The organism is Billgrantia zhangzhouensis (genome assembly GCF_021404465.1).
Lineage (GTDB): Bacteria > Pseudomonadota > Gammaproteobacteria > Pseudomonadales > Halomonadaceae > Halomonas > Halomonas zhangzhouensis.
In genome coordinates this window covers 213,536-228,991 of record NZ_JABFTT010000005.1, presented here as the reverse complement: position 1 = coordinate 228,991, position 15,456 = coordinate 213,536, and the positions used below count along the sequence as shown (strand labels likewise).

The window sequence follows — 15,456 nt, the reverse complement described above, 5'->3', positions numbered from 1 at the left end:
GAACAGGCCGCACGAGGGAGATGATATGACAGACGTCGTGATTACCGGTACGGGGCTCTTCACGCCGGAGCACGCCATCGACAACGATGCCCTGGTAGCCTCGTTCAACGCCTGGGTAGATGCCGAGAATACACGTCACGCGGCCGCCATCGAGGCCGGCGAGCACGAGCCGCTGTTGCATTCCAGCAGCGAGTTCATCGTCAAGGCTTCGGGCATCCATAGCCGCTTCGTCCTGGATGCCGCGGGTATCCTCGATCCCGAGCGCATGCGCCCACGGCTGCCGCAGCGCGGCAACGACGAGCCCTCGATCCAGTGTGAAATGGGCCTCAAGGCGGCACGGCAGGCACTCGAGGCCGCCGGTGTCACCGCTGGCGACATCGACATGGTGATCGTTGCCTGCTCCAATCTGGAGCGTCCCTACCCGGCGGTGGCGGTGGAGTTACAGGCGGCTTTGGGCACCCAGGGACACGCCTTCGACATGAACGTGGCCTGCAGTTCGGCGACCTTTGCCATCGACCTGGCGGCAGGCGCCATTCGCGGCGGCAATGTCAAGCGCGCCCTGGTGGTCAGCCCCGAGATCTGCTCGGCCCACCTCAATTTTCGCGACCGCGACAGCCATTTCATCTTCGGCGATGCTTGCACCGCCATCGTGATCGAGGATGCCGCACTTGCCACCGCCGAGGAGCGCTTCGAGATTCTGGGTACGCGCCTGATCACGAAATTCTCCAATGCCATTCGCAACAATGCCGGTTTCCTCAATCGGGTCACCGACAGCGACCCGCTGGCCAGCGACAAGCTGTTCGTCCAGGAAGGGCGGCGTGTGTTCAAGGAGGTTTGTCCGATGGTGGCGGCCCTGATCAACGAGCATCTGGCCAGCCTCGGACTCTCCGGCGAAGCGCTTTTGCGGCTCTGGCTGCACCAGGCCAACCACCATATGAACGACCTGATCGCACGCCGTGTGCTGGGGCACGATCCCGAGCCGGGCCAGGCGCCGATCATTCTCGATCGTTACGCCAATACCAGCTCGGCAGGCTCGATCATCGCCTTCCACCTCCATCGCGCCGACCTGCCGTCAGGTGCGCTGGGGGTGGTCTGCTCGTTCGGCGCCGGGTACAGTGCCGGCTGCGTGGTGCTGCGTCGCCTGTGACGCGACACCTCACGATAAAACATGAGGAGACCTATTCGATGGTCGTGAAGCAGACCGGCTTTATCACTCGCTTCCTGGTCGCCCTGGCGGCTCTGGCCATGTTGGCGGGCTGCGCTGGCCGGGTAGCGGTGGAGGACCGTCATCCCGATGACCCCTGGGAAGGCTTCAACCGCCGGGTATTCACCTTCAACGAGGCAATCGACCGGGCTGTACTCAAGCCGGTTGCGCGCGGCTATCGCGCCGTGACGCCTCAACCGGTGCAGACCGGGGTCGGCAACTTTTTCTCCAACCTGGGCGAGATTCGCACCACGCTCAACAGCCTGCTGCAAGGCAAACCGGCCAATGCCGGGCTGTCCACGTCGCGTTTCCTGATCAACTCCACCGTGGGGATCGCCGGGCTGTGGGACTTTGCTACCCATATGGGCATCACCGCCGAGAGGGAGGACTTCGGCCAGACCCTCGGCGTCTGGGGGGTGGGCGAAGGACCCTATCTGGTACTGCCGCTACTGGGGCCCAGCACGGTGAGGGACGCCTCCGGCTTGCCGCTGGACATGTATACCTATCCGCTGACCTATGTCGAGGATGAGAAGGTGCGCTATGGCCTGACCGCGCTACGCATCGTCGACGTGCGGGCCGGCTTTCTCGACCAGGAAGAGTTGATTCGCGGAGACCGCTATGTCTTCATTCGCGATGCTTACCTGCAGCGTCGGCGCTTCGAGGTCAGCGACGGCGAACTGGGTGACGACCCCTTCGCCAACGATGATTTCGATTTCGATTTTGACGACGCCGATTTTGACGACGCCTTCGACAATGCCGAACCCGCCGATTGAGGCCTGAGCCGATGGATGCAGCCAAGCCGTTGATCGGCCTACTCGACGAGCCCGGCGCCTACCGCGACGCCCTGGCCGAGACCATCGCGCGCGACGGTCTGGCGGTGTTCGCCGCGGAGCGCCTGGAGGATCTGCCCGCAGACACCGTGCTGGTCGTGGCCCATGCCCAGGCCATTCCCAGCCTGGAGTGGGCAAGCCTGACGGAACGCCTACCTACCGTCGTGGTCAGCGACTCACGTCTCGACGCCGATTTGCTGACGGCGGTCGACGTGGGGCTGGTGGATTACGTCGTCGAGCCGATGCGTCATGGCCAGCTCCTGCGTCGCATGATCCGCAAGGCGATCGAATTGCGGCAGTTGGAAGACGAGCGCAATCATGACCGCGAGCGTCTGGCACAGCTCAACACGCATCTGGAGGAACTCAACGAGAGCCTGGAGACGCACTTGGCGCTGTTGCGGCTCGACCAGCAGGCCGGCGGTCATATCCAGCGCAAGCTGTTGCCGCCGCATCCCCAGACCACCGGCGGCGTGTCTTGCGATTACTGGCTGATCCCCTCGCTTTACCTGTCGGGGGATTTCCTCGACTTCCAGCGTTTTGACGAGCGCTATACGCTGTTTTACTTTGCCGATGTGTCCGGCCATGGAGCCTCGTCCGCCTTCGTCACGGTACTGCTCAAGTACCTGTTCAATCGCTGGCTTGGCGAATGGGACGCCAAGCAGCCGGAAGAGCTGCCGACACGCTGGCTCTCCGCCCTCAACCGGGAGTTGCTCGATACCGGCATCGGCAAGCATGCCACCCTGTTCGTCGGGGTCATTGACCAACAACTGCATGAGCTTCACTATTCGCTCGGCGCCCAGTTGCCGAAACCCCTGCTGGTGGCCGATGGCAAGGTGGTCGAGCTGCCGGGAGAAGGGATGCCGGTAGGCCTGTTTCCCAACGTGGAGTATCCACGTTTGAGGCATAGGTTACCGTCGAACTTCCGGTTATGGTTGTGTTCGGATGGAATACTGGAGTGCCTGCCGGGCGACACGCTCGACATGCGGCTCAGGGAACTCGAGCGACGTGTTCTGAACTGTACGACGTTGGAACGACTTCGTGACAGCCTGATGCTGGATATCCCCCCCGACATCGATGCCGAAGGGGATGGCGGCGGACAGGAACTGCCCGATGACCTGACGATCATGATGTTGAGCGGATTTTGCGATGATCACCAATGAGGGCCGCGTCAAGGCGGCGTTCGACTCCGGCGTCTTCGTGCTCAAGCTGTGCGGCGACGTCCGCCTGACCCTGTGCGCGACACTGGACACCCAGGCCCAGCAGCTGGCGCGCATACCGGGCCTGCAATCGCTGATAATCGATCTGCGCGAAGCCACCAATGTGGATTCCACCGCCCTGGGGTTTCTGGCCAAGGTGGCCATGGCGGTGAAGGATCGTATTTCCTACAAGCCCACCATCGTGGTGGACAACCCCGACGTGCAGCGCATGCTCGAAGTGATGGGCTTTGCCCAGTTCTTCGCCATGGTGAAAGCGCCTCTGACCGAGACCTGCGAGCTGTGCGACCTGCCTGAAATTCCCGCCGACATGGAAGAGATGCGCCAGCGCATCCTCGAGGCGCACCGCATCCTGATGCGCATGAACGAGCACAACCGGGAAGAGTTCCAGCCGCTGGTGGAAATGCTGGAGGCGCAGGAAACCTCAAACTCCCACAAGGATTAAGCCCAGGGGCCGCCCAGACAGGGGCCAAACCCGCTTGTGGCCGGCATGGCGTCGCTGCCATGCCAACCGCACCCATCGTCGTCAAGTCGCTTCTCAGCCCTGACGCAGCTCTCCCAGCAGTTTCTCCAGCTTGCGCTGATCGTCGGCGAACTTACGAATCCCCTCGGCCAGCTTCTCCGTGGCCATGGCGTCTTCATTCATCGCCCAGCGGAACTCGGCTTCGTCCTGAGGTTCGGGCGGCGACGTTTCGGCGTCGACTGGGGTCAGCCGGCGTTCCAGTCGGTCTTGGCTCTCTGCCAGCTCGCTGAGCAGGGCAGGGGAGATGGTCAGGCGGTCGCAGCCGGCAAGGGCCAGGATCTCACCGGTATTGCGGAAGCTGGCACCCATCACGATGGTCTTGTAGCCATGCCCCTTGTAGTGCTCGTAGATACGCTTGACCGACTTCACTCCGGGGTCGTTGTCGCCGCTGAAGTCGGCATCCGGCCACTTGGCCCGGTTCCAGTCGAGGATACGTCCGACGAACGGCGACACCAGCGTAACGCCGGCATCGGCGCAGGCCTGGGCCTGGGCAAAGCTGAACAGCAGGGTGAGGTTGCAGTGGATGCCTTCGCGCTCCAGTTGACGAGCAGCACGGATGCCCTCCCAGGTCGAGGCGATCTTGATCAGAATCCGCTCGGGACCGATGCCGTGACGGTCGTAGCGTTCGATAAGCGAGCGTGCCCGGACCAGGGTCGCCTCGGTATCGAAAGAGAGGCGTGCGCTGACCTCGGTGGACACGTAGCCGGGCACCAGGCCGCTGATCTCGCTACCGATCTCGACCGCCACGGCATCCAGGGCATCGTCGATGTCGGTGGCCTGGCGGGCGATCTCGGCCAGCCGCTCGCGACGCCCCTCGTGCTGGGCAGCTTGCAGGATGAGTGAAGGGTTGGTGGTCGCATCGGTGGGCTGGAAACGGCGAATCGCCTCAAGATCGCCGGTATCCGCCACCACGGTGGTCATGGCCTTGAGTTGTGACAGCTTGTCCTGGGGCATGGCGGGCATTCCTTGCGGTCGCTGAAAAGCATCACTTTACCAAGCTGACGGAGTGCTGTGTATGCTCGCTGGGCAGCGCCACCTCGCGGGGTTCCCAGTACGCCTCGGGGGGCAGCTCCTCTCCGGGGGGCTCGGCCGGCGTGGCATCCGCCACGGGGAGTGCCGCTGGAACTTCGGCGGTTCGGAAGCGCGCGGCCTGCTCGCGCATGCGTTCGGCGGCGCTCTCCAGCGTCGTGGCGTCGCGAGTGGCGGCGTCTACCTGGCGGGCGTTGGCCTGGGCCACGCTCTCCAGTTCGCGCATGGCGTGGCTGAGCTGGTCGAGGCCGTCGCGTTGGGTGTGGGCGGCGGTGTCGATGCGGGACATCAGCGTATCGATTTCACCGATCGCTGCGACGATGGCGTGCATGCCCTGGCTGGCGCTGTCCGACAGGTCGTGGCCGCGCTGCACGCTGCCGCGCGAGTCGGCGAGCAGCGTCTGGATCTGGCGTGCGGCTTCCGCGCTGCGCGAGGCGAGGGTGCGCACTTCGCTGGCGACCACGGCGAAGCCGCGCCCCTGCTCGCCGGCCCGCGCCGCCTCCACCGAGGCGTTGAGTGCCAGGATGTTGGTTTGAAAGGCGATGCTGTCGATCAGGCCGACGACCTCGTCGACCCGCTGCGAGCGGCTGTGGATCTCGCCCATGGTGGCGACGAAATCGCCGAGCACCCGCTCGCCTTGCTGCGCCTGGGCCACGGCGTCGGCGGTGAGCTGGGCGGCGTGGGCGGCATGCTCGCTGGTGTGGCCGACGCTCTCCGTGAGCGCCTCGAGGCTGGCGGAGGTCTGGTCCAGGGCGGCGCTCTGTTGGTGGGTGCGTGCGGCAAGCTCTCCGTTGCCCCGGCTGAGCCGCTGGGCGCTGTCGAACACATGGCGGCTGTTGTCGTGGAGCTGCTCGACGGAGGCCACCAGGGCGCCCTGCATGCCGCCCAATTCGACGAAGAGCTGGCCGATCTCGTTGCGACCGCGGCGCTCGATGGTGGCGGTGAGGTCGCCGTCGGCCAGGCGTCGGAAATGTTCGCCGAGGTGGCGCAGCGGCACCAGGAGCTGGCGCTGGCCGAACCAGGCCATCCAGGCCAGGAAGGCGAGCGCGGCGGGCAGGCCCGCTGCCAGCAGGATGCCGAAGCGCTGCGCCTGGCGCTCGGCGTGGGCCAGCAGTGCCACGCCCTGGATGTCGGCGGCCTGGTGGAAGCCGCGGGCGGCCTCGGTCAGGGCGCGGCTGTGCACCATCGCTTCCAGGGTGATCTCGCGGTAGCCGGCGCGATTGCCGGCCTGGATGGCGGCGAGCTGTTCCTCCATTCGCTGGGTCAGCTCACTGGCATGATGGTCGATCTCGTCGCGCAGGTCGGCGTGGGTCGCGTCGTCGGCGCTGGCGGCGACGAAGCTGGCATGGGCATCGCGGAGTTCGGCGAGCTCGTCCTCGACGTCCTGCAGTGCCTGGATGGGGTCGCCGAGGGAGGGGCGCAACTGGCGCTCCAGAGCGCGATCCATGCGGTTGAGGCCTTCGAGACTGGCGACCTGCAGGCGGTTGAGGGAGGAGGCCTGATGGACGTTGAGGCGCTCCAGCGCGCCCAGGTCGCGGCGGCTCTGCTGCATGACGTTCCAGGCCAGCAGGGCGAAGGCGAGTATCAGCAGAGTGGCCAGCACCAGCATGGCAAGGCCGGCGTGGCGAAGCGAGATATTCTGCGCTCTTTTCACTGTTTCCTCGGCGATCAAGGTCTTAGATGGCCTTCGATGATGGCCGGAACATATTGCAATTGAATGAAGTGGCACGAGACAGGGCGGCCCCTGGTGGTTATGATTAGCTGCCTAGCTTTCCGATCATGGAGCCGCCTTGAGTCTCTCCCCTCGACGCTTGGCGACATTGGTTGCCATCAATACCGCACTGGCCCCTTTCGCCATCGATGCCTACCTGCCAGCCATGGCATCGCTGGCCAACAGCGTCGGTGCCAGCATTCACCATGCCGAACTCTCCATCAGCGTGTTCATGGCCGGTTTCGCCATCGGTCAGCTGCTGTTCGGTCCGGTATCCGACCGGCTGGGGCGAAAGCCGGTCTTGCTCTCGGGGCTGGTGGTGTTCCTGCTCGCCAGCCTCATGCTGGCCACGGTCGGTTCGCTCACGGAACTGTTGGTCTGGCGTTTCGTGCAGGCGCTGGGGGGAGGGGCCTGCGTGGTCAACTCGACGGCCATCGTGCGCGACTGCTTCAGCGGCAGACAGGCGGCACGTGTCATTTCTACGATGGCCATGATCATGATGCTGGCACCGCTGGTGGCGCCGCTGGTCGGCAGTGGGCTGCTCTACCTGGCCGATTGGCAGTTGATCTTCATCTTCCTGGCCGGCTATGCAGCGTTCCTGCTGTGGCTGATGTCGACCCGGCTGCCCGAAACCCGCGATCCGCACCTGCCCGCGGCCTCGCTGGGCCAGGTGTTGGTCAATTACATGAGCGTGCTGCGCCATCGCGAGGGACTGGGCTATATCTGTGCGGTGGCAGCTTCCTTCGGCGGGTTGTTTGCCTTCGTTACCGCCTCGCCCTATGTCTACATGGATCATTTCGGCCTTACGCCAGCTACCTATCCTTTCGTCCTGGGCGCCAACGTCATCTTCATTGCGCTTTCCAACCGGATCAACATTCACCTGCTGCAGACGCGAACCCCGTTGCAGAATCTCTATCTGGGGCTTGCCCTGCAACTGGTAGCGGTGGTGTGCCTGGTGGCGATGGTCATGGCCGGGCTGGCCTCGCTGCCGGTGGTGGTGCTGCTGGTCATGCTCTATTCGGGAATGATCGGCCTGGTTTCGCCCAATGCCATGGCGTTGCTGCTGGATCGCTTCGGTCACATGAGCGCCACCGCCACGGCGCTGATGGGTGCGGCCAAGTTCGGCGCCGCGGCCTTGGCGGGCATCATGGTGAGTGCCTTCGAGATCGAGAATCTGTGGCCCATGGTACTGACCATGCTGGCAGCCACGCTGTTTGGCAACGTCATGCTGTCACGGCTGGCCGGGCGACCCGTGCATGCCTGAGATCTTCCTGCACTGGCTAGACATGACGCCGACGATTTGGGGCGGATGCGCGCTGGTGCTGGCCTTGGGTGCCTTCGTGCAGCGCGCCACCGGCTTCGGTCTGGCGGTGGTCGGCGCGCCGCTGCTGCTGATGCTCGAGCCACGCCTGGTACCGGTGATCCTGGTGCTGTTCGGCTTCACCGTGTCGTTGATGACGGTGCGTCACTACCGTCACGAGGTGCAGATCGGTGAGATCGGCATGGCGCTGATCGGGCGTCTTCCCGGCAATGCCCTGGGCTTGTGGCTGCTGCTCGCCGCTCCCATGGTGCTGCTGGAAAAGTTGATCGCCGCAAGCGTACTGTTCGCCGTGGCGGTGACGTTGTTTCGTTTCCGCCTGCCGGTCAACCGCGTGAGCCTGTTTGGTGCCGGCGTGGTGTCGGGCATCTTCGGCACCGTGGCCGCCATCGGCGGGCCGCCCATGGTGCTGCTGATGCACGGGCTGGCGCCGGATCGGCTGCGTGGCAATCTGGCGGCATTCTTCATCCTCACCTCCAGCTTGACACTGGTGACTCTGGCGCTGGCCGGTCAGGTACGCCTATGGCATCTGGGGTTGGCGTTCACCTTCCTGCCGGCAGTGCTGGCCGGCAACGCCCTGGCCGATCGTATCGCCCACAAGCTAGACCGGCGTCGCCTGCAGGGCGCTTCACTCGCATTGTGTACGCTGGCGGCAGTGGGGCTTCTTCTGTAATTTGTTACGTTCCGTTCACGTGTCATCTTTCTGCAATCAAACGTCTCCAGAATCTCTCTTGCGAATGGCCCACGGGCCAAGACGACACTGCCAGGCCGTGGGGTCTGTCGGATCAAAACGCAGAGAGGATAGTGAAGATGAGCTTCAAGAAGAGCACGCTGAGCATGGCGATCGCCGCTTCCCTTGCCGCCGGTCTGTCGACCGCCGCTCAGGCCCGCGACACCATCCAGATTGCCGGTTCCTCCACCGTGCTGCCCTTTGCCAGCATCGTTGCCGAGGAGTTCGGTGGCTCCTTCCCGCAGTTCAACACCCCGGTGGTCGGTTCCGGAGGCTCCGGCGGCGGTCTGCGCCAGTTCTGCCAGGGCGTCGGCGAGAACACCATCGACATCGCCAACGCTTCCAGGGCCATCCGTTCTGGCGAGCTCGAGAACTGCGCTGCCAACGGCGTCAACGACGTGCTCGAGGTCATGTTCGGCTATGACGGCATCGTCTTCGCCTCGCGCGCCGACCGCGGTGAGTTCGCTCTGACCCCGCAGCATGTTTTCGCTGCTGCAGCTGCACAAATTCCTCAGGACGGCCAACTGGTCGACAACCCCTATACCCGCTGGTCCGAGATCGACAGTGACCTGCCTGACCAGGAGATCGTGTTGGTCATTCCGGCCTCCAACCACGGCACGCGTGAGGTTTTCGAAGAGAGAGTGCTGCACGCCGGCTGCGACAGCTACGCCGAGATCGAGGGCGATGCCTGTAACAACCTGCGTGGCGACGGTCGCATCATCGAGATCGCTGGCGACTACACCGAGACCCTGGCGCGTCTGGACGCCCAGTCCGATGCGGTGGGCGTGTTCGGTCTGAGCTTCTACGACCAGAACCGTGATCGTCTGCAGGTGGCTACCGTCGATGGCGTCACCCCGAGCCTCGAAACCATCGGCTCCGGTGAGTACCCGGTATCGCGTCCGCTGTTCTTCTACGTCAAGGGTGAGCATCTGGATATGGTTCCCGGCCTGGCCGAGTACACCGAGTTCTTCCTCAGCGATGCCATCTCTGGTTACGGCAGCCCGCTGGAAGACGCCGGTCTGATTCCGATGGACGACGACGAGCGTGCCCAGGCGCTGGAGCAGTTCCAGGCGCGCACCGTGGTCTCTGCCGAGTAAGAGAGGTGTGGTAACGGGGAGCGGTAGCCACCGCTCCCCGACTCGGACGCAAGCGCGTGAGATGGAGAGACGATGAATCTTGTCTTGATTGCTACCGTGTTGATCGTGATGGCCGTGGCCTATCAGGTCGGGCTGTCCCGCAGCAGGGCGGTAGCAGACGGTGGGGTGCGCCTGCATTCCCGCCCCGGATATTACGGCGTGCTGGTCGCCCTCTGGTGTGGGCTGCCGGCACTGCTGCTTTTTGGCGTCTGGCTGCTGTTGCAGGACGCCATCGTCGAGGTGCTGGTCGTTCAGCAACTGCCGGCTGAGCTTGCCGCATTGAGTGAGCGTGAGATGCAGGTGCTGATGCGTCGCGTCAGTGCGCTGGCCTCGGGGCAGGGCTTGAGTGGTGAGGTACAGGCCTACGAGGTTGCCGCCGCTCAGCAGATGGCTCGTCTCGAAAGCATGGGGCGACTCGCCATGATCGCGGCCATGGCCGTGCTGGCCGTCGTCGGCCTGGTCACGGCGCAGCGGCGTGTCTCTCCGCAGCTGCGTGCACGCAACCAAGTCGAACGGGTGATAACGGCACTGCTGGCGCTGAGTTCCGGCGTCGCCATCCTGACCACGGTGGGAATCGTGCTGTCGTTGGTGGGCGAGGCGCTCCACTTCTTCCGCTACATCAGCCCCGCGGAGTTCTTCTTCGGCACTGTCTGGAACCCCCGCTTCAGCACCTCCGGGGCAGGCCAGCAGGGCGAGTTCGGGCTCTTGCCGCTGCTGTGGGGTACGCTCATGGTCAGCGCCATTGCGCTGCTGGTGGCGATACCATTGGGGCTGATGACAGCCATCTACATGGCGGAGTACGCACCGCCGTGGCTGCGTAACGTGGCCAAGCCGGTCATCGAGGTGCTGGCCGGTATCCCCACCATTGTCTACGGCTTCTTCGCCTTGATCGTGATCGGTCCGTTCCTGTCAGGGCTGGGCGACATGCTGGGAATCGGCATTCGCGCCACCAGCGCGCTGACGGCGGGCCTGGTGATGGGGATCATGATCATTCCCTTCGTCTCTTCGCTCTCCGACGACATCATCACCCAGGTGCCGAAGTCATTGCGCGACGGCGCCTTGGGGCTCGGTGCCACCAGGTCGGAGATGATTCGCCAGGTCGTGCTCCCCGCCGCGCTGCCGGGTATCGTCGGTGCCTTTCTGCTGGCCGCCAGCCGGGCCATCGGCGAGACCATGATCGTGGTGCTGGCCGCCGGCAACAACCCGGTGCTGCATGCCAATCCTTTCGAGGCGATCTCCACCATCACCGTGACCATCGTCAACCAGTTGACCGGCGACATGGACTTCTCCAGCCCGCAGTCGCTGGTGGCGTTCGCACTCGGTCTTACGCTGTTCGTCATCACCCTCGGGCTCAATATCATTGCCCTGGTGGTGGTACGCAAATACCGTCAGCAATATGAGTGACGCCTCGTGACTGTTACGAACCTAGAAATTGCCGATAGCCGGCGTCGCCAGCGCCTCAATGCCATCCAGCGGTCACTGAATGCACGCCATGCTCGAGAGCGCCGCTTCCGCTTGCTGGGCCTGGGCGCTGTCATCACTGCCATGGTTTTGGTAGCGATCCTGTTCGCCAGCATCCTGATACGTGGTGTGCCGGCCTTCTGGCAGGCCACGCTCACTCTCGACATTTACCTCGATCCGGAGGTGATCCAGGTCGACGAGCGACCGGTGCGTGAGCGAGGCGAGAGCCCTGCACAGTACCGGGAGCGCGAACTCGCCTGGCTGAGCCAGCTTGGTATGGTCAACTGGAACGCTCTGATCGACGAGGCGCTGAAAGACCAGTTGCCTGGTGAGATCGAGTCGCGTCAGACTCGCGACCTGCGTGCACTGGTGGCCTCCGGCGAGCGTTTCGCCCTGCGCAATCGTGTCATCGAGAAGCCTGAGCTGATCGGTCAGACCGTTACCGTCAAGATGCTTGCCGGTGCCAACGTGGATGTCTGGCTGAAGGGCAATATCGACCGTAGCCTGCCCGACCATCAGCAGCAATTAAGTGCTCAGACCCGAGAGTGGGCGGACTATCTCAAGGAGCAGGGCACCATTCGCAATGCCTTCAGCACGGCACTGTTCATCAACACTGACTCACGCAGTTCCCCGGCGTCAGCAGGTCTGGCCGGTGCTTTCATGGGGTCGCTGTTCATGATGCTGATCGTCATCGCATTGTCGATACCATTGGGGGTGGCCAGTGCCATCTACCTTGAGGAGTTCGCTCCCAAGAATCGCCTGACCGATCTCATCGAGATCAACATCAACAACCTGGCGGCGGTGCCTTCGATCATCTTCGGCTTGCTGGGGGCGGCGATATTCGTCGGCTATCTGCGTTTGCCGCTTTCCGCACCGTTGGTGGGTGGCCTGGTGCTGACGCTGATGACACTCCCAACCATCATCATCGCCACGCGTTCGGCGCTGCGCTCGATCCCGCCATCGATTCGTCAGGCGGCACTTGGCATCGGTGCATCGCGGGTGCAGACGGTGTTCCACCATGTGCTGCCCCTGGCATTGCCGGGCATTCTCACCGGCTCGATCCTGGGTGTAGCCCAGGCCTTGGGCGAGACGGCGCCGCTGCTGCTGATCGGCATGAACGCCTTCGTTGCCAACGTGCCCAGCTCGCCCGTGGACCAGGCCACGGCGCTGCCGGTGCAGATCTACCTGTGGCAAGGCAATGAACTACGCAACTTCTTCGAGGCGCGCACCTCGGCGGCCATCATCGTGCTGCTGGGCCTGATGCTGAGCCTCAATGCGACGGCCATCTGGCTGCGCAAGAAATTCGAGACGAGGTGGTAACCATGACTGTATCCGTCACCGTACCCACGACCATGAACAAGCGTACGCGTACTGCCCAGGCAACCAACATCAAGATGAGCGCCCGTGGCGTCAAGGTCTTCTACGGCGAGAACGAGGCGCTGCATGGTATCGATCTCGATATCATGGAAAATGAGGTGGTTGCCTTCATCGGGCCCTCAGGCTGCGGCAAGTCGACCTTCCTGCGCTGCCTGAACCGCATGAACGACACCATCGCGGGGAGCCGCGTCGAGGGCCAGGTGACCCTCGACGGCAACGACATCTACGATCCGTCGCTCGACGTGGTGCTGCTGCGTGCCCAGGTCGGCATCGTATTCCAGAAGCCCAACCCCTTCCCCAAGTCGATCTACGAGAACATCGCCTACGGCCCGCGGCTGCATGGCCTGGCACGGCGGCGCGCCGAACTCGACGATATCGTCGAAAGCAGCCTTCGACGGGCGGGTCTGTGGGACGAAGTGAAGGATCGCCTGGATCAGCCCGGCACGGGGCTGTCGGGCGGACAGCAGCAGCGCCTGTGCATCGCCCGCACCATTGCGGTGAGTCCTGAGGTGATCTTGATGGACGAGCCGTGTTCGGCTCTCGATCCGATTGCGACGGGCAAGATCGAGCAGCTCATCGACGAGTTGAGCGAGAGCTATACCATCGTCATGGTGACCCACAACATGCAGCAGGCGGCTCGGGTGGCCCACAAGACGGCTTTCTTCCACCTGGGGGAACTGGTCGAGATGGGAGATACCGACGACATCTTCACCAACCCGCAAGAGCAGCGCACCCACGATTACATTACCGGACGTTTCGGCTAATCATGAGTGAGGTGAGCCAGGTGAACCAGTATCGGGTTCTCTTTCTCTGTAATGCCAATTCCGCCCGGTCGCTGATGGCCGAAGCGTTGCTCAACCATATCGAGGGCAATCGCATCGCTGCCTTCAGTGCCGGTGTCGAGCCTGACCGGCCCCATGAGCGAACTCTCGAAGCCCTGCACCACTTGGGTATCGATACCGAAGGCCTGGCGAGCGAGCCGCTGGAGCATTATGCCGGACAGTATTTCGATGCGGTCATCATCCTGTGCGACAAGGCGAAGCAGCATTGTCGCGACTGGGAGGGTGCGGCCGGAGAAGTGGTCTACTGGGACATTCCCGATCCACGCTTGAGTGAAGACCCAAATGCCTACCGCAAGGCACTGCGCGAGATCCGTGGCCGGCTTCAGTTATGGGTGGATGCCAAGCTGCGCAAGTTGGATTGATTCGCCTGCACGGAAGGGGCTTCACTTGGTTAGAATGGGGATCCGTCCTTGCCGCTGGAGACTGCCGGTGCCCGAGCTGGATCCCATTCGCCTCTTCAAATGCCTCGCCGACGAGACCCGTTTGACGCTGACCCTCTTAATTCGGGAAGAAGGGGAGCTGTGCGTCTGCGAAATGACCCATGCTCTGCAAGAGTCTCAGCCCAAGGTTTCGCGGCACCTGGCGCAGTTGCGTACCTGCGGGCTGCTCAGCGATCGCCGTGAAGGCCAGTGGGTCTACTACCGCATGTCCGATGAGCTGCCGGGCTGGGTAGCCCAGGTGCTGGCTGCGGCGGAGAAAGGAGAGGCGCCGAGCCTGGTTGAGCTGCAGCGGCGCCTGCAGGGCATGGGCAATCGGCCCGAGCGGCGAATGATTATGTGCTAGACCACTTCAAGGCTATCACTTCGACCCCACCAGCGGATCGGCTGGTAGTCCAGCTCCTTTGAGTTCAGGGCCTGTAGATCAGTATTCCCGTCACCCTCGAAGTTCTCCAGACCTGGCTGGGCGCGTGTCAAGACTGATAGCCCTAGGTTTGACTGTGGTCAAGAAATGCCTCGATAACGGGTGTTTCGATTGTTGTGCCCCTGCCGGCTGGATGCCTTGGGAAGAGTTTTCTTAGCGGTATCTGGCTGGAAATGAGAGGGGATAAAAAATGAAAATGAGCGCTCTGGTGGCAGCCGTGACTGCCGCCTCGTTGGCTAGCAGTGCCTGGGCGTTGGATTACGACGAGCTACGTGCTCGGGCCAATCGCGTCATGGGCAGCGTTCAGTCTACTCCCGAAGAGGACATCGAGAACCCGGTCGCCAAGCTCGGACATGCGTCTCTCTTCGAGCGGTGAAGTTGCCTGTGCGAACTGCCACTTCCAGGAGAACTGGGGATCTGATAGCCGCGAGCGTTCGATCAATGCACCACGTGGCGGGCGCACCATGCAATCCCAGACTGTCTTCCACTCCATGGAGACACCAGGGCTGCGCTGGCTGGCAGACCGTGAAAGCGGAGCGGCACAGGCCATTGGTTCGATTACCGGGTCGATGGGCTTCGATCAGCGTAGCAACATCCTGCCGGTGCTCAAGGAGCACGGTTACGAGGGACTCTTCCAAGAGCTTTCCCGAATGACCCCGAGCCTGTCTCGATAGAAAACTATGGGCAAGCGTTGGAGTTCTACCAAACCACACGACGCACGCCGGGGCACCCTTCGATGCCTGGCTAGAAGGCGACGATGATGCCTTGAATGAGCTTGAAGTGAGGGGGCTCCGCTTCATGAACGTCGGTTGCGTGGGCTGTCACAGCGGCAATTTGGTGGGTGGTACCATGCTGCAGCTCTTTGGCGTGATGGAGAACTACTGGGAGCACACCGGTTCACCGGAGATCATGTCAGGCCTGATGATGGTGACCGGTGAGGAGCGCGACCGCTTCTTCTTCCGCGTTCCGCTGCTGCGTAACGTGGCTAAGGCCGGCCCCTATTTCCATGATGGTTCCGTCGATAACCTGCGTCGCGCCACTGCAATCATGGCGAGGGTGCAGCTCGGTCAGGACCTGGATAGTGAAGCGTTGGATGAACTGGTGGCTTTCCAGGAGGCACTGACAGGTGAAATCCCGGTCAACTTCCATGCCCCGGAAGGTGTTCCCTTCGAGCTTCCGGAAGTGTTAAAGCCGATTTAGATATTGAGCCTGGACACAAG

General features: G+C 63.1%; 17 protein-coding genes. 15 read left to right on the top strand and 2 right to left on the bottom strand.

What is annotated here, in order from left to right:
- Positions 1–25 precede the first annotated feature (25 nt).
- From HOP51_RS08370 to HOP51_RS08355, 4 genes are read left to right on the top strand one after another with little or no spacing between them, the layout of a single operon-like run.
- The gene (locus HOP51_RS08370) at positions 26–1,147 is read left to right on the top strand and encodes a beta-ketoacyl-ACP synthase III (protein WP_234273483.1); all 1,122 of its coding nucleotides are present in this window, start codon (positions 26–28) and stop codon (positions 1,145–1,147) included.
- Between the two features lie 38 nt (positions 1,148–1,185).
- A complete protein-coding gene (locus tag HOP51_RS08365) occupies positions 1,186–1,977 on the top strand; it encodes an MlaA family lipoprotein (RefSeq protein WP_234273482.1) in 792 nt (263 codons plus the stop codon).
- 11 nt (positions 1,978–1,988) lie between these two features.
- A complete protein-coding gene (locus HOP51_RS08360) occupies positions 1,989–3,194 on the top strand; it encodes a PP2C family protein-serine/threonine phosphatase (protein WP_234273481.1) in 1,206 nt (401 codons plus the stop codon).
- The gene (locus HOP51_RS08355; protein WP_234273480.1) at positions 3,181–3,693 is read left to right on the top strand and encodes an STAS domain-containing protein; all 513 of its coding nucleotides are present in this window, start codon (positions 3,181–3,183) and stop codon (positions 3,691–3,693) included. The genes HOP51_RS08360 and HOP51_RS08355 overlap by 14 nt, the downstream gene beginning before the upstream one ends.
- Positions 3,694–3,786: 93 nt before the next feature.
- Here the strand turns inward: HOP51_RS08355 and tal are convergent, their stop codons facing one another.
- Together tal and HOP51_RS08345 are read right to left on the bottom strand one after the other, a co-directional pair.
- Positions 3,787–4,725, bottom strand: coding sequence for a transaldolase (gene tal, locus HOP51_RS08350; protein WP_234273479.1), 939 nt, complete (start codon positions 4,723–4,725; stop codon positions 3,787–3,789).
- Positions 4,726–4,756: 31 nt separating this feature from the next.
- Positions 4,757–6,454, bottom strand: coding sequence for a methyl-accepting chemotaxis protein (locus HOP51_RS08345; RefSeq protein WP_234273478.1), 1,698 nt, complete (start codon positions 6,452–6,454; stop codon positions 4,757–4,759).
- A gap of 136 nt (positions 6,455–6,590) precedes the next feature.
- Here HOP51_RS08345 and HOP51_RS08340 point away from each other — a divergent pair, with 136 nt between their 5' ends.
- The 11 genes from HOP51_RS08340 (at position 6,591) to HOP51_RS08290 (ending at position 15,436) form a co-directional block, all read left to right on the top strand.
- Positions 6,591–7,775 (top strand): multidrug effflux MFS transporter, encoded by a 1,185-nt coding sequence (locus HOP51_RS08340; RefSeq protein WP_234273477.1) that lies wholly within the window; start codon positions 6,591–6,593, stop codon positions 7,773–7,775.
- A complete protein-coding gene (locus HOP51_RS08335; protein ID WP_234273476.1) occupies positions 7,768–8,502 on the top strand; it encodes a sulfite exporter TauE/SafE family protein in 735 nt (244 codons plus the stop codon). The genes HOP51_RS08340 and HOP51_RS08335 overlap by 8 nt, the downstream gene beginning before the upstream one ends.
- 137 nt (positions 8,503–8,639) lie before the next feature.
- Positions 8,640–9,656: a substrate-binding domain-containing protein gene (locus HOP51_RS08330; protein ID WP_234273475.1), complete on the top strand. Its 1,017-nt coding sequence runs from the start codon at positions 8,640–8,642 to the stop codon at positions 9,654–9,656.
- 72 nt (positions 9,657–9,728) lie between these two features.
- Complete coding sequence (pstC, locus tag HOP51_RS08325) at positions 9,729–11,099, top strand: phosphate ABC transporter permease subunit PstC (protein ID WP_234273474.1); 1,371 nt, start codon at positions 9,729–9,731, stop codon at positions 11,097–11,099.
- Between the two features lie 6 nt (positions 11,100–11,105).
- Positions 11,106–12,476, top strand: coding sequence for a phosphate ABC transporter permease PstA (gene pstA / locus HOP51_RS08320; protein ID WP_234273473.1), 1,371 nt, complete (start codon positions 11,106–11,108; stop codon positions 12,474–12,476).
- Between the two features lie 2 nt (positions 12,477–12,478).
- On the top strand, positions 12,479–13,297 hold the full coding sequence (gene pstB / locus HOP51_RS08315; RefSeq protein WP_234273472.1) for a phosphate ABC transporter ATP-binding protein PstB: 819 nt from the start codon (positions 12,479–12,481) through the stop codon (positions 13,295–13,297).
- A gap of 2 nt (positions 13,298–13,299) precedes the next feature.
- Positions 13,300–13,737, top strand: a complete 438-nt coding sequence (locus HOP51_RS08310; protein ID WP_267957652.1) for an arsenate reductase ArsC — start codon at positions 13,300–13,302, stop codon at positions 13,735–13,737.
- A gap of 67 nt (positions 13,738–13,804) precedes the next feature.
- Positions 13,805–14,158 (top strand): metalloregulator ArsR/SmtB family transcription factor, encoded by a 354-nt coding sequence (locus tag HOP51_RS08305; protein WP_407061788.1) that lies wholly within the window; start codon positions 13,805–13,807, stop codon positions 14,156–14,158.
- Positions 14,159–14,426: 268 nt separating this feature from the next.
- Positions 14,427–14,612 (top strand): hypothetical protein, encoded by a 186-nt coding sequence (locus HOP51_RS08300; RefSeq protein WP_234273471.1) that lies wholly within the window; start codon positions 14,427–14,429, stop codon positions 14,610–14,612.
- Complete coding sequence (locus tag HOP51_RS08295) at positions 14,590–14,910, top strand: cytochrome-c peroxidase (RefSeq protein WP_234273470.1); 321 nt, start codon at positions 14,590–14,592, stop codon at positions 14,908–14,910. The genes HOP51_RS08300 and HOP51_RS08295 overlap by 23 nt, the downstream gene beginning before the upstream one ends.
- A gap of 106 nt (positions 14,911–15,016) precedes the next feature.
- On the top strand, positions 15,017–15,436 hold the full coding sequence (locus HOP51_RS08290) for a hypothetical protein (RefSeq protein WP_234273469.1): 420 nt from the start codon (positions 15,017–15,019) through the stop codon (positions 15,434–15,436).
- The last annotated feature ends 20 nt before the right edge of the window (positions 15,437–15,456 follow it).